This is a genomic window from Actinomyces capricornis, from assembly GCF_019974135.1.
GTDB classification, from domain to species: domain Bacteria; phylum Actinomycetota; class Actinomycetes; order Actinomycetales; family Actinomycetaceae; genus Actinomyces; species Actinomyces capricornis.
The window spans coordinates 2,331,276-2,353,187 of sequence record NZ_AP025017.1 but is presented as its reverse complement, the minus strand read 5'-3'; the positions used below and the strand labels follow the sequence as shown (position 1 = coordinate 2,353,187).

Genomic DNA, 21,912 nt, shown 5'->3' with positions numbered 1-21,912 from the left:
GCGCCGCCGGGCCTCAGCGCCTCCCAGGGCCTCAGGACACCAGCGAGATGATGACGAGGTCGTCGCTGCCCTGGGTCAGCATGGCGCGCCCACCGCTGCCGCCGCTGGCGGGCTGGAGGACGTAGGAGAGCATCCCCTCGTACTGCCAGACCGGCTCACCGTCCTCCAGGGAGATGGCCAGCAGGGTGGTGCCCTGGGAGCCGGAGAAGGTCGAGAGACCGAACTGGACGAGCAGGACGTTGTTGCGCAGCACGCCGACGGGGGTGATGGCGCAGTCCTGCCCGGAGGAGAGCTCGGGCAGGGCCAGGTCCTTGCCGTTGGCCTTGGCCGTGCAGCCGTGGGTGTCGACCGTCAGCTCGACGCTCTTGCCCTGGCCGAAGGCGTGGTTCGAGCCGGGGCTCTTCGCGATGGCGGTGTAGGCCTCGGCGAGCGCCTCGGCGTCCAGGGGCTCGGAGGTGGCCAGGGGCGGCACATTGGAGAAGTTGCCCTTGATCGTCGAGAACTGGGTGCCGTCGGCCTTGTAGATGGTGACGCTGTCCTTGGACACCAGGGCGAAGGCCTCGCTCCCCGTGGAGATGTCGAAGCCCCCGGGGCGCTGGGTGGGGAAGAGGTCGGCACCGGGCCGCTCCTTGTCGCTGCCGGTCCCGCTGAAGACGTCGCCCCGGGAGGCGATGACATCACCGCTCTTGGCTGAGAGCACCTGGATCTGGTTGCCGCTGGCCTGGTAGACCAGGACGAAGCCATTGGCGACGCTGCCCGTGGAGTACTTCCCCGAGACCGTCCACACCTCCTTGCCCGCGGAGTCGAAGGCCCTGAGGGGGGCTGAGCCGCCGCCGTCCGAGGTGTCGGCGACGATGGCCAGCTCGGGGGTGGCGCCGATCATGTCGAAGGACTCCATCTTCCCGGGGATCGACCGGGTCTTGCCGTCCTTGCCCACCAGGATGTCGTCCCCCCCGAGCTCCTGGCACAGGAGGGTCTCGTCGTTCCAGAAGGTGTGCTCATCGCAGTCCCCGGTCCACACCGGCTTCTTGCTAGTGCCGGTGGCGTCGTAGAGCTGCAGCCCCTCGGAGGTGGTCATGGCGTACATCGCCCCGGTGGGCGAGACGCGCGCCTCGCTCTGGTTGGAGATGCGCTGGTCCTCGCGCACCGAACCGCTGGTGGGCAGGGAGACGGCCCATCCGTTGTCGGCCTCGGCGGTGCCCCACGAGCGCCACCACACGACGCCGGCGGCCACGACGGCGATGACCACCAGGGCTGCGGCGGCGGGGATCCACAGGCGACGGCGTCGCTTGCGCCTCGTGGGCGCCCCGCCGCCGTCCTGGCCCTCCACGGCCAGGCCTGGCGGGGTGTAGCCCCCGGCTCCAGCAGCGCCGTGCCCCGCGAAGGCGGCAACGCCCGGGGCACCCGGGGCGCTGGCGGCCGTGGAGCCCGGGGCACCGGGGCCGGAGGGGGCACCGGGGACGCCCGCGGCCGTGGGCTGGGCGCCGGAGCCCGCCGGGTAGGGGGCGGCCCCCTGGTAGGGGGCGCCCGGGTAGCCCGCCGCGCCCTGATAGGCCGCACCCTGGTAGGCGGCGCCCTGGTGGGGCTGCTGGTAGGCGCTGTAGGGGGTGGCGGCGGCGGGGGTGACGCTCGCCGCCTCGACCCCCGACGCTCCTGGCGCTCCCGGCACTCCTGGCGCCTGCGGGAGCGTCGAGGAGGTCTGCCCCACCAGGGTCTCCCCGTGCACCGGCGTCGGGGAGGCCCCCGCCGGGGCGCCGGGGGTGGCGGCGTCGGAGGCCTGGTCCCAGTCGTAGGGGACGGTGGAGATGGTGGAGACCGGGGGCGCGGGCAGGCGGCGGGCCGCGGGCAGGCCGGCCAGTGCGGTCTGGAGCACCTCCAGGCGCTGGATGATGTAGGCGATGGGGGGACGGCTGGAGGGCTGCTTGGCCAGCATGGAGGCGATGAGCTCCCACAGTGCGTCGGGGACGCCGTCGGGCCGGCCCGGTTCGTAGCGGGCGTGCTGGGCCAGGAGTCGGGCGGGCTCCCCCACGAAGGGCGTGATGCCACAGGCCATCTCGTAGAGCATGATGCCCAGGGAGTAGATGTCCGCGGCCGGGGTGGGGGCCTGGGCCGAGAGGATCTCCGGCGCCATGTACAGGGGCGTGCCGATGGCGCCGGTGAGGTGGGCCGAGGTGAAGGCGTCGCAGATCCGGGCCACGCCGAAGTCGGCCACCCGGGGCACCACGGTGTCGGGGGCCGGGAGGGACTGGGGGGTGAGCGCGGTCTGGGCGGAGGCGGAGATGGCCACGCCGGTGCCTCCCGAGGGCCCTGCCGGCGCCGCGCCGTCGTCGCCGGGGGCGGGCAGGCCGCTGAGGAGGATGTTGGCGGGCTTGATATCGCGGTGCACGACGCCGGCGTCGTGGACGGCGCCCAGGCCCTGGCTGATGCGCAGGCCCATGGCGGCCAGGCCGGCGGGGGTCATGGTGCCCTCGGCCCGCAGCAGGTCGCGCAGGTCCCCGTCCTCGACGTAGTCCATGGCGATGGCGAAGGTCTGCCCCTCGATGACGACGTCTCGGATGGCCACCACGTAGGGGCTGCGCACCCGCATGAGCGTGGAGCGCTCCTTGATGAACCGGTCGATGACGTCGGGGTTGTCCACCAGGTCGGCGCGCAGGATCTTGAAGGCCAGCGGCTCCTGGGAGTCCACCCGGCGTCCGCGCCACACCTCGCCCTGGGCCCCTGAGCCGATCAGCGCTTCGAGGAGGTAGGAGCTGCCGAGCCGGCGCGGTGCCGAGCGCTCCGGCGCTGAGTAGTCAGTCATTGAGGACTCCACAGGGGTCGAGAGGACAAGGGCGGATAGCCGTTACCACTTAGAGACACTACCGTCTCCCGGGCCGGCGCGACTGGGACCCCGGGGGGTCATCCCTCCCCGCTCCCCAGGTGGTACCCGGGTTGTCCCCATGAGGGCCGTGCGCCCGGGGCGGTGGGCGAGGACTAGACTCCTCCTGTGAGCCGACAGATGACGACCTCCGATCCCCTGGTGTGGATCGACTGCGAGATGACGGGACTGGACCTGAGTGCGGATGCGCTCATCGAGGTCGCGGTCATCGTCACCGACTACGAGCTCAGACCCTTGGGGGCGGGCCTCGATCTGCTCATCACCCCTCCCGCCTCCGCCCTGGAGCAGATGGATGACTTCGTGCGCTCCATGCACACCGCCTCGGGGCTTCTCGCCGAGCTCGAGGGCGGGATGAGCCTGCCCCAGGCCCAGGACCGGATCATGGAGCACGTGACCTCCCTGGTCCCCGAGCCCCGCACCGCCCAGCTGGCCGGCAACTCCGTGGGTACCGACAAGGCCTTCCTCAGCCGGGACATGCCCGAGCTCATCAACCACCTGCACTACCGGGTGGTGGACGTCTCCTCGATCAAGGAGCTGGCCAAGCGCTGGTACCCGCGCACCTTCTTCCACTCCCCGGACAAGCGCGGCGGGCACCGGGCCCTGGCCGACATCCTGGAGTCCATCGACGAGCTGCGCTACTACCGCTCCATCCTCTTCCCGGCCGGGGAGGGCCCCACCTCCGAGGAGTGCAAGGCGGCCGCGGCGGCGATCACCGCCTCCCCCACCGTGGCCACCCCGGCCACCCCGGCACCGTAGGCCCGGCACGGGCATCCGCGGGCGCATCCGCCGTCAAGTGCGCAGGGGCACTGGGGGCATGGTGGCGCAGAGGCTCGCGCAAAGGCTCGGTGGCGCCGGCTCAGGGCCGCTCACGGGGCGACGACGCGACGTGATGCAGTGCACGGGGACCCGTTTGGTTCCGGCACTGATGTGCCGATAAAGTACCGTCCTGTTGCGAGGCACTCGCACATGGTGGCTGTAGCTCAGTCGGCAGAGCGCCTGGTTGTGGTCCAGGAGGTCGCGGGTTCAAACCCCGTCAGCCACCCCGCCTCACGGTCCCGGCCCGCCAGGGCCGGGACCCTTCTGCATATGCCGCCACTGCATGCGCACCGCCCCCACGCCATCAGCTCGGGAGCGCTGGCCCTACTCCCGGGCGTGCTCAGTGGCCTGCCGCTGCGTCGTGGGGCCCCGGGGACTCGCGGCGGGCGTGCTGCTCCATGAGCACGCGCTCGTCACGCCCGACGATCCACATGAGCACCATGGCGAGCACGACCACGCCCAGCAGGCACATGTAGGTCACGCTCCAACCGAAGTGATCGATGAGGTAGCCCACGCAGGTCGATGCGAGGGAGGCACCGAGCAGGTACCCGAACAGACCGGTGAACCCTGCCGCGGTACCGGCGACATTGCGCGGCGAGAGATCGATGGCCTGCAGGCCGATGAGCATGACGGGACCGTAGATGAGGCCGCCTATGATGGCGATCAGCAGGTAGAACAGGCCGAGCGGCGCCGTGGGCGGGAGCAGCCAGTAGCAGGCCAGCGCGATTCCGACGCCTCCGATGAACAGCAGTCCCGCGCCGGAGCGCCAGCCCTTGAACACCTTGTCGGACACCCAGCCGCACAGAAGGGTGCCGACGATGCCGGCGAGCTCGTAGATGGCGAAGCCGAGCAGGCCGTCCTTGACATCGGCGCCATGGATCTCCTGGGTCAGGTACACCGGGATCCAGTTGAGCACTCCGTAGCGCAGGGTGTAGGCGAACACGTTGGTGATGGCCAGGAGCACGATCACCCGGTTGACGAGCACATGCTTGACCAGGACCTCGTGCCACGGCATCGAGGCCTTCTCGGTCTCGACCTTGGAGGGGTCATTGCGGTACTCCTCGATCGGGGGAAGCCCCACGGCCTCCGGGCGGTCGCGCACGAGCAGGAGGGCGACAGCGGCCACGACCAGGGCGATGAGGGCCGGGAACCAGAAGGCGGGCCTCCAGTCGGCCGGCCCCGATGCCCACTGATCGAGGGCGAAGGCCACGGCGATGCCGACGCCTGCGCCGCCGACATTGTGGGCGCAGTTCCAGATGGAGGTCTTCCAGCCGCGCTCATTGGTGGAGAACCAGTGGACGAGCACTCGGCCGGAGGGGGGCCAGCCCATGCCCTGGAACCACCCGTTGAGGAACATCATCGCGGCGAACAGGCCCACGGACGCGCTCAGGAGGGGCACGAAGGCCAGGAGCAGATTGACCACGGCGGACAGGGCCAGGCCCAGGGGCATGAAGTACCGGGCATTCGCCCGATCGGAGAGCATGGCCATGAAGAACTTCGACAAGCCATAGGAGAACAGGACAGCATTCGCCACCAGACCGATGTCCGTGGCGGTCATGAGGTCGTGCTCCTTGAGGACCGCCGACACGAGAGAGACATTGTTGCGAATGAGGTAGAAGCCCGCATACCCGATGAAGATGCCCATGAACACCGAGAACCGGTACTTGTGGTAGAGGGGGCGCACCTGCGCATCCGGGACGCGGGGCGCCGCGGGCGGCGCCGAGAGGAGCCCCAGCGATCGCTTGCTCGTGCTGGTCGACATATCCGCTCCTTCGCGGGGCCCACAGCGGCGGGGGCGCCCTATCGAGTCCGTTCAGGCCGAGCGCCGGTCCTTGCACTCCCCCGTGACGGATGGCAGCGATTATATCACTTATATCACTGAATACGAATCATATGCGTTGACTTTACCGGACCCCGATGCCACCCAGCCGCCAATCGGTCCAGCCCGGCCTGCAGGTCGGGCGGGCGTCGGGACTCACGCCCCGGCGCCTGGCCCGCTCATCCGCTCATCCCCATAGGGGAGGACAGCGGCGCCCAGGAGGTGGGAGGCTCGGGCAGCACCCACCGCAGACGAACCGGAGAGACCCGTGCAGCGACGCGACTTCATGCTCCTGCTCGCCGCAGGCACCGCCGGCGCCCTGACCGCCTGCTCCGCCAGGAGGACCGCAGGCAGGCCGGCGGACCCGGCCAGCGCGCCGACACCCACCGCAGGCCATCACCCCGCCGGCTCCACCGGCCCCGCAACCGCATCCGCCACGCCATCGGCCTCCCCCACCCCGTCCCTCAGCCCCCTGCACCTCCAGGACGGCCCTCCCGAACTGCCCGCACCCACCCCGCCCGGCGCCGTCATCACGGGCCTGCCCCAGAACGTGGGCGACGTCCTGGCCCTGACCATCGACGACGGCGCCTCCCCCGAGGTCGTGGATGCCTACCTGGACTTCGCCAGGGACTCCGGAGTGCGCCTGACCTTCTTCATCAACAGCATCTACCCCTCGTGGACCCAGTCCCGGGACAAGCTCACCCCCATGGTCGACTCCGGTCAGGTCCAGCTGGCCAACCACACTCACAGCCATGCCGCGCTGACCTCGCTGTCCACCGCCGGCATCATCGAGGAGCTCGCCCAGTGCGAGTCCTTCCTCAACACCACCTACGGGGTGACCGGCATGCCCTTCGTGCGCCCGCCCTACGGGTACAGGAACGAGGCCACCGACGCCGCATGCGCCCAGGCCGGCTACTCCACCTCGGTGATGTGGTACGGCTCCCTGGGCGACTCGGGACTGCTGGCCCCCGAGGTCCTGCTGGGCGAGGCCGAGAAGTGGCTCCAGGCCCAGCACATCGTCCTGGGTCACGCCAACGCCCCCACCGTGACCCAGCTCTACGGCCAGATCATCGAGATCCTCAGGTCCCGCTCCCTGCTGACCGCGACCCTTGACGACATCTACCTCGGCCCGGACCACGACCGTCGCGTCTGACCCGACCGGCCCCGCCACCGGCAGCCGGGGCACCCGGCGCGGCTCCGCTTGACAAGAACCCTCAGAAGAACCAGCCGAATTCCTGGAGAAAACCTGAAAGTCACTTTCGTCTTCTTTCAGGGTCCTCCGTGTACACTCCATAACAATTGTCACGGAACAGTAGCGCATGATCGCCGTCCGGCAGTCCCGCAGCCCCCAGGCCCCACCCGGTGCCGCGGCTCGGGCCGGGCCGGGGCCATCCCTGCGCGCAGAGACGAGAAAGGCGGGCTACGTGCGCACGAACGAGCCGCTGACCGGGCCGATCGGGCTGGTGGATGAGGCCGCGCAGGCGGTCGCGGACGAAGCAGCCACGGCACCCACCGCGACCCCCGACGGGGCCGGGCAGGACGCTGAGGGCGCTGGAGAGACCCAGTACACCTGGACGCAGCCCACCTCCTTCTACGCCCGCTACGGCAAGCGCGCCGTCGATCTGACCGCCGCCACGATCGCCCTGCCGGTCCTGGGGGCCCTCAGCCTGGGCGCGGGCCTGGCCATCACCCTGGAGGACCGCGGCCCAGTGTTCTTCCGCCAGGAGCGCTGGGGCCGGCACGGCAAGCCCTTCAAGATCGTCAAGCTGCGCTCCATGAGCGTGGGGGCGCGCGACCTGCGCAACGCCGACTCCTCCACCGTGGCCAGCCGCAACGACTCCCGCGTCACGCGCGTGGGGCGCTTCCTGCGCCGCACCTCCATCGACGAGGTCCCCCAGCTCATCAATGTCCTCACCGGAGACATGAGCCTCATCGGCCCGCGCCCCAACCTGGCCACCAAGCCCCTGGAGCGCATGAGCCCCCTGGAGCGCCGCCGCCTGTCGGTCAGGCCCGGCATCACCGGCTACAACCAGGCCTTCTACCGCAACTCCACCACGCTCCAGGAGCGCTACGAGGCCGACTGCTACTACGTGGACCACCTCACCCTGGCCCTGGACCTGAAGATCCTGGCCCGCACCATCCGCACCGTGCTCACCAGCGAGAAGCTCTACACCGAGGACGGCCGATGAGCACCACCGCCCTCATCCTGGGGGCCTCGCCCCTCCAGGTGCCCATGATCCGACGCGCCCGCGAGCTGGGGATCCGCACCGTGGTGGTGGACATGGATCCCCAGGCCCCCGGCGTCGCCCTGGCCGACGAGTTCCACCCCATCAGCACCAACGACGTCGAGGCGGTCACCGCCCTGGCCCGCGAGCGCGGGGTCGACGGCGTGACGACGGTGGGCACGGACATGCCCGTGCGCTCCATCGCCGCCGCCACCCAGGCACTGGGGCTGCCCGGGCTCAGTGAGCACACGGCGCTGATCTGCACCGACAAGGGGCTCATGGCCCAGGCCTTCGCGCAGGCCGGGCTGCCCCACCCCGCCTTCGAGACGCTCTCGACCATCGAGGAGCTCCAGGCGGCCCAGGAGCGCTTCGAGCGGCCCTTCATCCTCAAGCCCCTGGACTCCTCGGGCAGCCGGGGCGTGGTCCAGGTCGATCCCGCCACCGACCTGCGCCAGGCCTTCGACTACGCCATGGCCTCGGCCCGCAGCGGGAGGATCCTCATCGAGGAGCTGCTCGTGGGCCCCGAGATCAGCTGCGAGGTGCTGTGCATCGACGGCGTCGCCCACGTGGTGGCCCTGACGGACAAGGCCACCACGGGGGCCCCGCACTTCGTGGAGACCGGGCACACCCAGCCCGCGGTCCTGAATGAGGACACCTCCGCGGCCGTCCACCGGCTCATCGCGGACACGACGCGGGCCATGGGCATTACCGACAGCCCGGCCCATATCGAGATGATCCTCACCTCCTCCGGGCCCCGCCTGGTCGAGCTGGGCGCCCGCCCGGCCGGGGACTTCGTCTCCTCCCACCTGGTGCCGCTGTCCACCGGCCTGGACTTCATCGGCCTGATCCTGCGCCAGGCCTGCGGGGAGCGGATCAGCCCGCCCCAGCCCCAGGCGCTGGCCGGCGCCATCCGCTTCTTCAGGACCAGGACCGGCACGGTCACCGGCTTCAGCGGGATCGAGCAGGCCCGCGCCCTGCCGGGCGTGCAGGAGGTCATCCCCCTGGTCGAGCCGGGGCACCGCGTCACCGGCCTGCACTCGAGCACCGACCGGCTCGGGCTGGTCATCGCCCGGGGCCGGGACCACGACGAGGCCGCGCGCATCGGCGAGGCCGCCAGAGAACTCATCACCGTGGAGGTACAACCATGAGCACCCAGCACCGGCAGGGGCCCGCCGCAGGGCGCCGCATCCTCATCATCGGCGCGGGCCGCGGCCAGGTCGGCCTCATCCGCGCCGCCAAGCGCCTGGGCGCCACCACCGTGGTGGCCACACTCCCCGATCCGCACCTGCCCGGGCTGGCGGAGGCCGATGAGGTGGCCGAGGTCAACATCCTGGATGCCGACGCCGTCGTGCAGGCCGCCCGGCAGGCCGGGGTTGATGCCGTGGCCACCAGCTGCCTGGACACCGGGCTGGAGGCGCTGGGCGCCGTCGTCGACGCCCTGGGGCTGCGGGGCCTGAGCCGGGCCACCGCGCGCCTGTGCTTCGACAAGCTGGAGATGAAGGAGCGCCTGGAGCAGGCCGGCGTCCCCACCGCCGTCTACGTCCCGGTCGCCTCCGCCCAGGAGGTGCCCGCCGCCCTGGAGCGCACCGGCCTGCCAGCCGTGGTCAAGGCCACCGACCTGCAGGGCTCCAGTGGGGTGTTCATGGTCGACACCGCCCAGGAGGCGATGGAGGCCTACACCCGTGCCGCGGAGCTGAGCCGCGGCGGGCGGGTCATCATCGAGCGCTTCCTGGAGGGCCGCGAGTTCGGCGCCCAGGCCCTCATCCACGACGGCGAGATCCTCCACATCACCGTCCACGGGGACGACCTGGCCACCGGAGCGGTCCCGGTGCCCGTGGGCCACCACGTGCCCATGGAGGCCGAGCCAGCGCTGCACGAGCAGGCACGCCGGGTCATCGCCGATGCGATCCATGCGCTGGGCCTGCGCGACTGCGCCATCAATGTCGACCTCATGGAGAGCCGGGGCATCGTTCATGTCATCGAGCTGACCGGGCGCGCCGGGGCCAACGGCCTGCCCGAGCTCATGAGCACCCTCTACGGGCTGGACTACTACGAGATAGTGGCGCGCGAGGCCCTGGACCTGGAGGTCCGCCAGACCTGGCAGTCCGCCTCCCCCTGGCCCGGGGCGGTCCTGGCCCTCATGCTCATCGACCCCGAGGCGCACGGCACGATCACCTCGGTCCACACCCCCCAGGAGCTGCCCGAGTGGGCCACCGACCTCCAGGTCTTCAAGGCCGTCGGCGAGACGATGGAGGGCTTCTCCTCCTCCAACGACTGCATCGGCCAGGTGGTGGTGCGCGGTGAGGGCATGGAGGAGTGCCGCCGGCGCGCCGAGGAGCTCGGCGGCGCCGTCCGCCTGGAGATGAGCGAGGTGCCCGGGGCATGAGGCGCCTGGTCCTTCTCGCCAATGCCTTCCCCTACGGCACCTGGGAGACCTTCCTGGAGACCGAGCTGGAGTACCTCGGCGACATCGATGAGGTCAACATCATGTCCCTGTCGGTACGAGCCGATCAGCGCCGGACCCGGCGCCCCCTGCCCCACCCCTCCATGAAGGCCCACCCCATCGCCTTCCGCTCACGCCTGTTCTACCTGCTGGCCTCGGTGCGCGCCCTGACGGACGCCAACCTGTACCGCGAGCTGCGCAGTCTGGCACGCGACGGGCGGCTGCGCGGCTCGCGCATCGTCACCCTCTTCGTCTTCCTCAGCCGCACCCACCATGAGGCCAGGGCCTGCCGGCGCCTCCTGAAGGAGGCGGGGGCCGATTCCCAGGACTCGGTGGTCTTCTACTCCTACCGCTTCAACTACCAGCCCTACCTGGCCTGGCTCCTGGGCCGCCACTTCCCCCGCTCCACCTCCGTGGCCCGGGCCCACCGCGCCGATCTCTACGAGGAGCTGGCCCCCACCGGGTACCTGCCCCTGCGCGAGCACACCATCGACCACCTGGAGCGGATCTACTGCATCGCCGATCACGGGCGCGACTACCTGGCCACGCGCTTCCCCCAGTCACGGGACAAGACCGTGGTGGCCAGGCTGGGGACCACCGACCACGGCACCACCCCGAGCTGGCCCGAGCGCAGGCCCCTGCGCGTCGTCAGCTGCTCGACGATCACCGAGGTCAAGCGCCTCGACCTGCTCCTGGAGGCCCTGGCGGGCTCGAGCCTGCCCATCGAGTGGGAGCACTTCGGCGAGGGCCCCCTGCGCGAGGACCTGGAGGCCCGGGCCGCCGAGCTGCTGGACGCGCCCTCGTGCCCGGTCCAGCTGCGCCTGCACGGCTTCGTCAGCAACACCGATCTGGTTCAGGACTATGTGCGCCAGGCGCGCCACGTCCTGGTCAACGTCAGCTCCTCGGAGGGCGTGCCCGTCTCGATCATGGAGGCCATGTCCACGGGCATGCCCGTCATCGCCACCGACGTGGGCGGCACCAGTGAGCTCGTGTCCACCGGGGTCAACGGCATCCTGCTGCCGCCCAACCCCACGGCCCCCCAGGTCCTGGCGGCCGTGGAGAAGGTGGCCTCGATGAGTGAGGCCGAGTACACCGCGCTGCGCCGTGGAGCGCGCCGCACCTGGGAGGAGCGCTGCGAGGCCACCAGGCTGTACACGGACTTCGCCTCCGAGCTCAGCGGGCTCTTCCCCGCAGCCCCCTCCTCAGACCCCTCCTAGGACCTTAGGCGCATGTCATCCGAATGACATGCATGTCGTGCCACGGGAATTCATCCGCGCGATAACGCGACGGCGCACCAGACGCGCCACGCGCGCGTGAGCGGCATCAAATGTTGACGACCTCACGCGCACTGACATGGCGACCAATAGGCGTGAATCCTCGTGACGAGACAGCGACGGGACTGAGCGCAGGCGGCTCATGCGCCTCCGCTGCGCTCATGCCACATCACAAACCGTGCCGCCAGCCTCGCAGCAATTACTGCAATCATAAGACATGAAACGCGGCGAGAATCGGGGGAAACCTCAATTCTTGAATAAATCCTGACACTCACCTTAAAGCAGGCAGGGAATCTTCATGCTCTCCCGCACTGTTCACCATCAGCATAATTCATCCACCCCACCACTTCCGCATCGCACCCTCCCGACGCCAGCGCGACACCGCTAATAGCTGGAACGGCGCCATCCCCTAGACGGAGAGGGGGCGCTCGCACATCCGGCCCACCCGCCGCGCAGCACCCCCTCGGGAACGACTCCGTATGATCACCACAAGGAAATACACAGGGTTTTGGTGGTTATCGCTCAGGGCGACATGTTTAGAGGAAGGTCACGTATTCGGGAAAGCCCGGGCACCCGCCACGGGCGGCATCCCGCACATGCCCCGCATCGGCCCAGCACACGCCGCATCCACCGAGGTCGACACATGATCCACACAGCGCACTCCTACGTCAATCCCGCCATCAAGTGGTCCACCAGGGTCCTCTTAGGATGTGTCATAGTTATGGTGGTGTTATTGCCCAACTCCCTAGCGGCGCGCAACCGCATTGAGCATCGACCACCGGCTCCCCAGTCGCGCGCCACCGTGGTGTCAGGGCGCACCACAGAGCGCCATCAGGCGACCTGAGAGCCGAAAGCGAGTATGCAGCAGATGAGGATGAGTAATCGAAAGGCCGCGGTTGCACTCACAACCGACACCCTGGGCTGGCTCCTGGCCGGAGTCATGGTCCTGGCCCTGGGCAGCCACGAGCCGCCCGCCCCCACCCAGGGCTTCGCCGTCTTCCTGGGCGTTGCCATAGCGACGAACCTGATCCTGGGCACCCTGGTCCTGCTGACCTACCGCAGGCGCTTCCACACCGCCTCCTTCGAGGAGGTCTCGGTCCTGGCCTGCCAGTACGCGATCGCGGCACTGGCCGGATTCCTGGCCGTGGCCGCCTGGTCGGCCTCCACCGGCCAGACCATCTCCGCACTGGCCACCACCCTCATCCCCGTCCTCAGCCTCGTCATCGCGCTGCTGCTGCGCTTCGTCTTCCGCGCCGCGCGCGCCTACCGCAAGGCGCGCGACTACCAGCGCGGCGCCCATGACAAGGACCGCATCATCATCATCGGCGCCGGTGAGGTGGGCCACCAGATCGTCCGCCTGACCAAGAACGACGCCGCCTCCCCCTTCCTGCCCGTGGGCCTGGTCGACGACGACGAGTCCAAGAAGCGCCTGCGCCTGAGCGGGGTCCCGGTCCTGGGCACGGTGGACTGCCTCATCGAGTGCTGCGAGAAGCACGAGGTGCGCACTGTCATCATCGCGATCGCGGACATGCCCAACGACCGCCTCAAGCAGATCACCGAGGACTGCGCCCGCCACGGCATCAAGACGATGACGATCGTGCCGGTCCGCGAGATCGCGCGCCGCCGCCTGCAGTTCTCCGACATCAAGGACATCGACCTGGCCGACGTGCTCGGGCGCCGCGAGATCCACACCGACCTGTCGCGCATCAGCGAGTACATCTCGGGCAAGTCCGTCCTGGTCACCGGCGCCGGGGGCTCCATCGGCTCGGAGATCGCCCGCCAGCTCCACCGCCTGGGCCCGCGCGACCTGGTCCTGCTGGACCGCGACGAGTCGGCGCTGCACTCCATCCAGCTGGGCATCTACAACCAGGGACTGCTCAACAGCCGCGACATGGTCCTGTGCGACATCCGGGACAAGGACGCGCTGCGCGAGGTCTTCCAGGAGCACCGCCCCGAGGTCGTCTTCCACGCCGCCGCCCTCAAGCACCTGCCCCTGCTGGAGCAGTACCCCGATGAGGGCTGGAAGACCAACGTCCAGGGCTCCAAGAACGTCCTGGAGCTCTCCGAGGAGTTCGCCGTCTCCACGCTGGTCAACGTCTCCACCGACAAGGCCGCCGACCCCACCTCGGTGCTGGGGCGCACCAAGCACCTGGCCGAGCAGATGACCACCGGCCTGGCCATGGAGCGCGGCCTGCGCTTCGTCTCGGTGCGCTTCGGCAACGTCCTGGGCTCGCGCGGCTCCATGCTGTGGACCTTCAAGCACCAGATCGACAGCGGCGGCCCGGTCACCGTCACCGACCCCAAGGTCCAGCGCTACTTCATGACCATCCCCGAGGCCTGCCAGCTGGTCCTCCAGGCCGGCGCCATCGGCCGCCCCGGCGACACCATGGTGCTGGACATGGGCGAGCCGGTGCGCATCCTCGACGTCGCCCAGCGCCTCATCGCCCAGTCCGGGCGCGACATCCCCATCGAGTTCACGGGCCTGCGCCCCGGGGAGAAGATCTCGGAGGACCTCATCGCCTCAGGCGAGGACGGCCAGCGCCCCTTCCACCCGCTCATCAGCCATGTGCAGGTCGATCCGCTCATGCCCGCGAGCATCGAGACCGCCCACGACTGGGCCATGCACGGACGTGCCGTCCACTCCGAGCGCAGCGAGCACGCCGAGGCCTCCGAGCACCTCAAGAGCACCACGAGCGACAAGCACGCCGAGGAGCACGTCGGCGCTGCGGCTCAGAACGCCCAGCGGCATGTGGCGATCTCCCAGCGGGGCGGGGCACGGTGAGCCGCCCAGGGCCGCACTGAACCGACATCACAGACAGGACGCTGATTCAGACCATGGAACTGTGGGATCTTCTGGCACTGGCGCGCCGGCGCATCGGGACCATCATCGCCTGGCCCGCGATCGGGATGCTGGTGGCCGCAGGGCTGTTCTTCATGACCCCGACCAGTTACACGGCCAACGCCGGAGCCTACGTATCGGTGTCCGTGGGCAGCGCCGACACCATGGCGACGACCTACTCCAACGCGGCGACCCTGGCGGAGAAGAAGGCCACCGCCTTCGTCCCGGTCTTCACCTCCACCACGCTGGCCCAGGACGTCATCAACGACCTGGGGCTGGATATGACCCCCAATGAGCTGGCCTCCAACATCACGGCGGACAACGTCACCGGCACCGTGACCATCAACGTCACCGCCACCGCCAACTCCGAGCAGGAGGCCATCGACATCGCCGACGCGGTCATCGCCCACGCCGCCACCCGGATCAAGGGCCTGGAGGGCGAGACCTCCCCCGTCACCGTCGTGCCGCTGTCCTCCGCCGCCCTGTCGGGGGTCGCCACCAGCCCCTCAGCGGTGAAGTACCTGGGGATCGGGGCTGCGGGCGGGCTGCTCATCGGACTGATCGTCGCCTTCTGCGCCTCGGTCATGGACACCCGCATCCAGAGCCTGGAGGAGGCCTCCCGGGCCAGTGGCGCCACCGCCCTGGGCGCCCTGACCGTTCGTGGCGCCCAGCGCAACGACGCCGTCCTGCGCCGCATCCGCGAGGTGGTCCTCTACACCGGGGGCGGCCGGGTGCCCGCACGCACGGTGCTGGTGGCCTCGGCCACCGGTGAGGCCGGGACCTGGAAGGTCGCCTCGGAGCTGGCGCGGGCCACTGCTCTGGCCGGTCAGCAGACCGTCCTGGTCGACGCCCGGATAAGCACCGGCGAGGGCGGCTCCTCGGAGGCCGGCCTGGCCGAGGTCCTCTCGGGCTCCAAGCGCCTCAACGAGGCCGTCTCCCCCTCCGGGGTGCCCGGACTGCTGGTGATGAGGGCGGGCCATGCCTCGGATCCGGCCGCCTTCCTGGCCTCACCGCGGATGGAGGAGGCCCTGGCGATCCTGTCGCGCGACCGCTGCGTCATCATTGCCGGACCCGCCCTGCACCCGGGGGCCGAGGGGCTCATCCTGTCGCGACTGGTCGAGCGCATCGTCATGGTCGCCCTGTTCAAGCACACGACCGCCGACCAGCTGGCCCAGGCCGTCGAGGCGCTGGGCTCCCAGGCGGACCAGGACGGCGGGGAGGGCCACGGCGAGCTCAGCGGCGTCATCCTCAACGACGCCCCCTCCTCCGCGCTGGACCGCCTGCGCTACGGGGACTTCAACGAGGCGGCCTGAGGTGGACGGCCGCCCCCTGAGCCCTCTGGCCTCCCCCAGGCGCCCCGTCTCACTGGCCGCGGGGCTCGCGCTGGTCCCCCACGCCGGTCTCCAGCCAGCACAGGGCGATGCTCGTGGCATCGACCCGATCCAGCACATCGATACGGCGCTCGCCCTTCATCCGCAGGACCGTGCGCTGGGCGACCTGGGGGTCGCAGACGATCACGTGCTGGCTCACGCGCATCGCCAGGTCCATGACGCTGGGGCCGGCCGGGCCCTCCTGGCCATCGGTGACGATGACCAGGGCCTGCGCCCAGCCCAGCTGCGACTGCCAGGAGCCCTCGGACAGGGTCGCGCTGGTGCGGATGCGCACATCGATGCCGAGCATCCGCAGCGTCTGAGCGGCCTCCATGAGGGCGTCCATGGCGGGATGCGCGGTGGTGCCCGGATCGCCGACGCCGATGGCCAGTACGGTGAAGGTACGCTCCGCCCTGCGCAGTGGCCTGCTGGGCACCAGCGGTGGGGCCGGACGCGGGTCGAGTCGCAGCTCGGCGTCGGCCTCGCGGCGCACCCGGGCCGAGGAGCGCATCGGGAAGACCCTCACCGCAGTGCCCCGCATGCCGCGCCCCGCGGGGCGGTGCGGACCGGGCTGTCGGCGCTGCGCGCGCTGACGGTGGTGGGGAGTGCCTGTTCGCTCATGGTCGACTGTGTCCTTCTTGCCACATATGTCCGGGGCTCGCGAATCGGCCCGATGGACGCTGGGCTAAGACTACGGCGCGCTCGGGGCGCAGGAGATCGTGGATACCCGATCGATACCGCCGCGCCCCGTAACTCGCATCACTGCCGCGGGTGGCGCCTGCCCAGCGCCCCCGGGCAGCCCCTGACCGGCATCAACCACCACGACGAGGACTCCAGATGAGCAACGCCATGATCCCCTTCTCCCCTCCGGTCATCACCGAGGAGGACATCGAGGCCGTCGTAGCGGTGCTGCGCTCGGGCTGGATCACCTCCGGGCCGGTGGGGCGCGACTTCGAGCAGGCCCTGACCCGCTACACCGGGGCCGCGGGAACGGTCGTGCTCAACTCGGCCACCGCCGGCCTGGAGATCGCCCTGCGCCTGAGCGGGGTGGGCCCCGGCGACGAGGTCATCGTCCCGGCCTACACCTACACCGCCAGCGCCTCGGTGGTACGCCGCGTGGGCGCCCGCATCGTCCTGGTGGACACCGAGCCCGGCTCCTGCCTGCCCTCGACCGAGGGGATCCTCCGGGCCGTCACCGAGCGCACCAAGGCCGTCATCACCGTCGACCTGGCCGGCATCCCCTTCGACACCCGCCCCCTGGCCCGCGCCCTGGAGGCACTGCCGCCCACGCAGGCCACCTCCAGCGCCCTGGCGGGGGAGCTGGGCCGCCCCGTCCTCATCGCCGACGGCGCCCACTCCCTGGGCGGCCGCCTGGCCCAGGACCATGCGGGCACCATCTCCGATCTGACGGCCTTCTCCTTCCACGCGGTCAAGAACCTCACCACCGCCGAGGGCGGGGCCCTGCAGTGGCGCGCCGGCCTGCCCACGGACCCGCAGGCCCTGGAGCGATCCATCCGCCTGCTGTCCCTGCACGGGCAGTCCAAGGACGCCCTGGCCAAGATGACCGGGGCCTCCTGGGAGTACGACGTCGAGATCCTGGGCGGCAAGGCCAATATGCCCGATGTCCTGGCCGCCCTGGGCCTGTCCCAGCTGGGCCGCTACGAGTCCATGATCCAGCGGCGCCTGAGCGTGGTGGAGGCCTACCGCAGCGGGCTGGAGGACATCGGCATCACCGTGCTGGCGCATGAGGCGCCCGGCGTGCGCTCCAGCGGGCATCTGGCCATCGCCTCCCTGCCCGTGGCTGGAGTCGAGGAGCGCAACGCCTTCATCGAGGCCATGCGCCGCCGGGGCGTGTCCACCAATGTCCACTACAAGCCCCTGCCGATGCTCAGTGCCTACGCCGGGCTCGGCCTGTGCCCCGAGGCGACGCCCAACGCCGTCGGCTTCTACGCCACCGAGGTCACCCTGCCCCTGCACATGGCCCTGACCGACGACGACGTCGAGCGCGTCTGCCAGGCCGGCCGCGAGTGCCTGGCCGAGGTCTCATGAGCGCACTGCCCTCCACCCTTGCCGGTCACCCGGCCCGGGGACGCCGGTCCTCCCGCCTCACCGGGAGGCGGGAGGACCGGCGCCTGCGCACCGCACCGCACCGGCAACGGGTGCTGCCGGTGATCCTGAGCAACCTCACCCTCCTGGTGCTGGTGCTGTGGAGCGAGTGCGACTGGCCCTGGGCCCTGCTCGTGGCCGTGTGGCTCAACCTCTTCCTGTACTGCGTGCTGACCAGGTCCCGGCCGGTCTTCTTCGGCGGCTACCTCGTCTCCTTCTTCATCCTGATGCTGTGCCAGGCCACCCTGGAGCGGATCTTCGACTACCAGTCCGGGCACGCCGAGCCCGCGGCGCTGCCCCGGACCATTGAGATCCTCTACGTGGGACTGACCTTCTCGGCCGTGGGGTACGTCCTGGCGGGCATGGCGACCTTCCCCCTGGCCGCCGCGGCCGCGCGCCTGCGGGGGCTGCTGGGCCGGGCCGGGGTGCGGATCGCCCGCCTCCAACGGGCCAGGCCCCGGGGCGGGGAGCCGGTGCGCCTGAGGCTGGCCTCCCTGCTCGTGGTGCTCCTGACCTTCCCCTTCAGCGCCTTCTGGCTGGTCTCGACCATCGCGCGCACCGGGATCGCCGGCTACCAGTCCCTGTACACCACCGAGTACATCACCCAGAACAGCGGGATCGTGCACCTGCTGGGGACCTACAGCTCCGAGGTCGCCTTCGTGGCCTACCTGGTCTTCCTGGCCACCATGCCCTCCCAGCGCCAGATGATCCTGCCCACGGTGGCGCTGACCTCCATCAAGGGCCTCTACCTGCTCATGGGGGTGCGCCGGGAGTTCACCGTCTTCGCCATCATCATGGTGTGCTACGTCATCCTGCGCAATAAACTCGACCCCGACCAGGGCTGGGTCACCCGCCGCCGGGCCACCGTCATCGCAGTGGGCACCGCCGCCATGGCCTTCCTGTTCACCGCCATGGAGAACGTGCGCGGGCGCGGCTCGTCCTCCTCACTGCTGGAGTTCTTCTACAACCAGGGCGTCTCGGTCAGGGTCATCGACAATGTCGTCGTCTTCGGCCACCGCCTCCCCGAGCAGTTCTACCTGGCCTACTTCGCCCACTACGGCCTGGTGGGGCGCCTCTTGGGCTACCCCCAGCTCCAGGGCAACTCCCTGGAGCGGGCCGAGATCGGCGGCTCCCTGTCGCACTCCCTGTCGCGCATCGCCCTGGGGGAGAACGCCTATGTCAGCGGCGTGAGCACCGGAACCTCCTTCCTGGCCGAGGGCTACGTCCAGTACGGCATGCTGGGGGTCGTGGCGGTCAGCGCCGTCGTGGGCGCGGTCCTGCGGTACGTCGACGGCCTGGGCTCGGCCACGCCGTGGTCCAACTGCCTGCGCATGCTCATCGTGCCCTCCCTCATCTGGATCCCGCGCGGCCCCGCCTCGGACTTCATCGGCGTCCTGGTCGAGCCGACGACGATCATGGCCTTCACCGCCATCGCGGCCATCATGGTCATCTCCTACGGCGTGCAGATCCTCACCCGCCCCCGTGACCCCGCCCCGCGCAGGAGTGCCCTCGCGGCCCTGCCGGGCCGCTCCCCCGGGCCGCCGTCGGCCCCCTGAGCCCGGCCGTGCCCCTCGCGTGGACCCCACCGGCGCCCCGTCCCGACCCGTCGCATATGAAGAAGGAACAATCCGTGGTAGGAGCCTCCCCCCAGGATGCCGCCCAGCGCCCCGCCGTCCTCGTCGGGGGCATGACCGCCAATGAGGGGGGCAAGGAGGCCTTCATCCTCTCCGCCTTCCGCCTGCTCAAGGACAGGTACGACTTCACCTTCCTCACCGACCGCGACACCATCGCCCACGCCGAGGAGCTGCGGGCCGGCGGGGCCCGGATCGTGCGGGTGCCCGACAGGCGCGGCCACCCGCTGGCGCATCTGCGGGCGGTCAACCGCGTGGTGCGCCAGGGCCGCTTCCACGCGGTATGGCTCCACCAGACGGTGGTCAACTCCCTGGAGCCCCTGGTGGCGGCGCGCCGGGCAGGGGTGCCGGTGCGGATCCTGCACTCCCACTCCTCGGCCAACATGTCGGGGCGGATCTCCGGCGTCCTGCACCATCTCCAGCGCCCTCTGGTGGGCGGGTGCGCCAACCGCCGCTACGCCTGCTCGGCGGAGGCGGCCCAGTGGTTCTTCGGCTCCTCGCCGTGGACCTTCGTGCCCAACATCTTCGACCCCCGCCCCTTCACCTTCGACCCGGTGCGGCGCCAGCGGGTGCGCGCCGAGCTGGGCCTGGACCCGCAGACCACCGCCATCATCCATGTGGCCAGGCTGGGGCCGGCCAAGAACCACGTCTTCGACCTGGGCATCATGTCCCACCTGCGCCAGATGGGCACCGATGCCCATCTGCTCCTGTGCGGCCAGGGCCCCTACGCCCAGGACCTGCGCCAGCGCGTGGAGCAGGCCGGGCTGAGCCGCTCGGTCAGCTTCCTGGGGGCACGCTCGGATGTGGCCGACCTGCTCCAGGGCGCCGATGTCATGATCCTGCCCTCCACCTTCGAGGGGCTGCCCTACACGGCCCTGGAGGCGCAGGCCGCGGGCCTGCCGCTGCTGATGTCCCAGGCGGTCAGCGCCAGCGCCCGCGTCGGCGGCCAGGTCGAGGTCCTCGACCTGGCCCGGGGCCCCCAGCCGTGGGCCCAGCGCATCACCGAGCTGGCGGGCTCCGCGCATGCCCGCGGGCCCAACGCCATTGCCGGCTCCGCCTTCGATACGGCCACCGCACTGGCCCGCTTCGAGCGCCTGCTCCGCTGCGATGAGACGGCGGGCTCCTGATGGGATCGCTGTGGACCTTCCTGAAGAACTCGGGGATCTTCGTCCTGGGCACGGTGCTGTCCAAGCTCATCGCCTTCGTCATGCTGCCGCTCTACACGGCGGTGGTCCCACCGCAGGACTTCGGCTACTACGACCTGAGCGTGACCTACCTGACGGTGGTGTGCGAGTCGCTGTTCCTCAACATCTGGGTCGTCATCCTGCGGCGGATGTACAAGAGCCAGCATGATCAGGTCCGCGCCCTGCAGGCCGGCGCCCTGGTCTTCCTGGGCTCCACGATCGTCTACGTCCTGCTCGGGATCGCCGCCGCGCTCCTGCTCGATATCCGCTACCTGGGGCTCATCGCCTGCCTGGGCATCGTGCAGAACATCGAGTACGTCTACAAGCACGCCTGCCGGGGCCTGCGCCGCAACTGGGACTACGCCTTCTCCGGGGTGCTGGCCTCGGTGGTGATGATGGGGATGAACATCCTGCTCCTGGTGGGCCTGGACTGGGACTTCCGCGCCCTGTACGTCTCGACCATCGTGGCCTACCTGTGCGAGATCATCTACGTCGAGGTGCGGGCCGGGGTGGGGCGCCGGATGCTCTCATCCTCCTGGCGCTGGGGGGTGTGGCCCGCAGCCCGGGCCATGCTCGTCCTGGCCATCCCCGTGGGCCTCAATGCGCTGGTCTACTGGACGATCAACTCCCTGAACCGCGCCGTGGTGGGGGCGGTCCTGGACCTGGCCCACAACGGCCTGTTCGCCATCGCCATGCGCTTCGGCGCCGTCATGATGCTGGTGATCACGGCGATGACCTACGCCTGGCAGGACCTGGCCTTCGAGCGATCCCGGGAGCACAGCCGCTTCTTCTCCCGCGCCGCCGGGGCCTACGCCACCGCCCTGCTGCTGGGGCTGGCGCTTCTCATCCCAGTGCTCAAGGCGGCCTTCCCCTGGGTCGTCGCTCCCCAGTACGCCGCGGCACTGGCAGTCATCCCCTTCGCCCTGGCGGTATCGACCCTCAGCGGCTACTCGAACTTCCTGGTCAACATCTTCTATGCGATCGATCGGAATACCGACACACTCTGGGCCATCGGCATCGCTGGAGCGGTCAATATGGTGTGCGTCTTCCCCATGGTCCACCTGTGGGGGCTCATCGGGGCGTGCACCTCGACGCTGCTCGGCTACAGCGCCGGCATCGCCTACATGCTCTACCGGCTTCGCGGTGAGATCGGGATGAGGGTCAGTCCGCGGGAGCCGCTCATGGGGCTGGCAGTGGTGGGTCTGGCCATGGCCGTCTTCTACCTGGCAGGTCCCGTCCTCAACATCGCTGCCGCCGTGGTCATCCTGGCGATCGGGGCCCTGGGAGCCAGGCGCCTCATGCCCCGCCGATAGACGCGCTCCTGCGG

Annotated in this window: 15 protein-coding genes and 1 tRNA gene; 13 read left to right on the top strand and 3 right to left on the bottom strand. The window is 70.2% G+C overall.

What is annotated here, in order from left to right:
• Positions 1 to 31: 31 nt before the first annotated feature.
• Positions 32 to 2,800 (bottom strand): serine/threonine-protein kinase, encoded by a 2,769-nt coding sequence (locus MANAM107_RS09610; protein ID WP_223907801.1) that lies wholly within the window; start codon positions 2,798 to 2,800, stop codon positions 32 to 34.
• Between the two features lie 198 nt (positions 2,801 to 2,998).
• On the opposite strand from MANAM107_RS09610, the gene orn reads away from it, so the two are divergent.
• Complete coding sequence (gene orn / locus MANAM107_RS09605; protein ID WP_223913043.1) at positions 2,999 to 3,634, top strand: oligoribonuclease; 636 nt, start codon at positions 2,999 to 3,001, stop codon at positions 3,632 to 3,634.
• 213 nt (positions 3,635 to 3,847) lie between these two features.
• Positions 3,848 to 3,920 (top strand) — tRNA-His (locus MANAM107_RS09600).
• 114 nt (positions 3,921 to 4,034) lie between these two features.
• Here MANAM107_RS09600 and MANAM107_RS09595 read toward each other — a convergent pair.
• Positions 4,035 to 5,456 (bottom strand): MFS transporter, encoded by a 1,422-nt coding sequence (locus MANAM107_RS09595; RefSeq protein WP_223907799.1) that lies wholly within the window; start codon positions 5,454 to 5,456, stop codon positions 4,035 to 4,037.
• A gap of 325 nt (positions 5,457 to 5,781) precedes the next feature.
• Here MANAM107_RS09595 and MANAM107_RS09590 point away from each other — a divergent pair, with 325 nt between their 5' ends.
• The 7 genes from MANAM107_RS09590 to MANAM107_RS09560 all read left to right on the top strand — a co-directional run bounded on the left by MANAM107_RS09590 (position 5,782) and on the right by MANAM107_RS09560 (position 15,607).
• Positions 5,782 to 6,666, top strand: a complete 885-nt coding sequence (locus tag MANAM107_RS09590; protein ID WP_223907797.1) for a polysaccharide deacetylase family protein — start codon at positions 5,782 to 5,784, stop codon at positions 6,664 to 6,666.
• 271 nt (positions 6,667 to 6,937) lie between these two features.
• Positions 6,938 to 7,702: a sugar transferase gene (locus tag MANAM107_RS09585; protein WP_223907795.1), complete on the top strand. Its 765-nt coding sequence runs from the start codon at positions 6,938 to 6,940 to the stop codon at positions 7,700 to 7,702.
• Entirely contained in the window at positions 7,699 to 8,886 is a 1,188-nt protein-coding gene (locus MANAM107_RS09580; RefSeq protein WP_223907793.1) for an ATP-grasp domain-containing protein, read from the top strand. Before MANAM107_RS09585 ends, MANAM107_RS09580 begins: the two co-directional genes overlap by 4 nt.
• Positions 8,883 to 10,124 carry an ATP-grasp domain-containing protein gene (locus tag MANAM107_RS09575; protein WP_223907791.1) on the top strand — a complete coding sequence of 414 codons (1,242 nt, stop codon included), beginning with the start codon at positions 8,883 to 8,885 and terminating at the stop codon, positions 10,122 to 10,124. The genes MANAM107_RS09580 and MANAM107_RS09575 overlap by 4 nt, the downstream gene beginning before the upstream one ends.
• Entirely contained in the window at positions 10,121 to 11,398 is a 1,278-nt protein-coding gene (locus MANAM107_RS09570) for a glycosyltransferase (RefSeq protein WP_223907788.1), read from the top strand. The genes MANAM107_RS09575 and MANAM107_RS09570 overlap by 4 nt, the downstream gene beginning before the upstream one ends.
• Before the next feature lie 931 nt (positions 11,399 to 12,329).
• Entirely contained in the window at positions 12,330 to 14,237 is a 1,908-nt protein-coding gene (locus MANAM107_RS09565) for a nucleoside-diphosphate sugar epimerase/dehydratase (protein WP_223907785.1), read from the top strand.
• Between the two features lie 53 nt (positions 14,238 to 14,290).
• On the top strand, positions 14,291 to 15,607 hold the full coding sequence (locus MANAM107_RS09560; protein ID WP_223907783.1) for a hypothetical protein: 1,317 nt from the start codon (positions 14,291 to 14,293) through the stop codon (positions 15,605 to 15,607).
• A 49-nt stretch (positions 15,608 to 15,656) separates the two neighbouring features.
• On the opposite strand, the gene MANAM107_RS09555 is transcribed toward MANAM107_RS09560, so the two are convergent.
• Entirely contained in the window at positions 15,657 to 16,175 is a 519-nt protein-coding gene (locus tag MANAM107_RS09555) for a hypothetical protein (protein WP_223907781.1), read from the bottom strand.
• Between the two features lie 326 nt (positions 16,176 to 16,501).
• Here MANAM107_RS09555 and MANAM107_RS09550 point away from each other — a divergent pair, with 326 nt between their 5' ends.
• The 4 genes from MANAM107_RS09550 to MANAM107_RS09535 all read left to right on the top strand — a co-directional run bounded on the left by MANAM107_RS09550 (position 16,502) and on the right by MANAM107_RS09535 (position 21,898).
• Positions 16,502 to 17,713: a DegT/DnrJ/EryC1/StrS family aminotransferase gene (locus tag MANAM107_RS09550; protein WP_223907779.1), complete on the top strand. Its 1,212-nt coding sequence runs from the start codon at positions 16,502 to 16,504 to the stop codon at positions 17,711 to 17,713.
• Positions 17,710 to 19,326 carry an O-antigen polysaccharide polymerase Wzy gene (gene wzy / locus MANAM107_RS09545; protein ID WP_223907778.1) on the top strand — a complete coding sequence of 539 codons (1,617 nt, stop codon included), beginning with the start codon at positions 17,710 to 17,712 and terminating at the stop codon, positions 19,324 to 19,326. Before MANAM107_RS09550 ends, wzy begins: the two co-directional genes overlap by 4 nt.
• A 74-nt stretch (positions 19,327 to 19,400) precedes the next feature.
• Positions 19,401 to 20,528, top strand: a complete 1,128-nt coding sequence (locus MANAM107_RS09540) for a glycosyltransferase (protein WP_223907776.1) — start codon at positions 19,401 to 19,403, stop codon at positions 20,526 to 20,528.
• Positions 20,528 to 21,898: a lipopolysaccharide biosynthesis protein gene (locus MANAM107_RS09535; RefSeq protein ID WP_223907772.1), complete on the top strand. Its 1,371-nt coding sequence runs from the start codon at positions 20,528 to 20,530 to the stop codon at positions 21,896 to 21,898. The genes MANAM107_RS09540 and MANAM107_RS09535 overlap by 1 nt, the downstream gene beginning before the upstream one ends.
• The last annotated feature ends 14 nt before the right edge of the window (positions 21,899 to 21,912 follow it).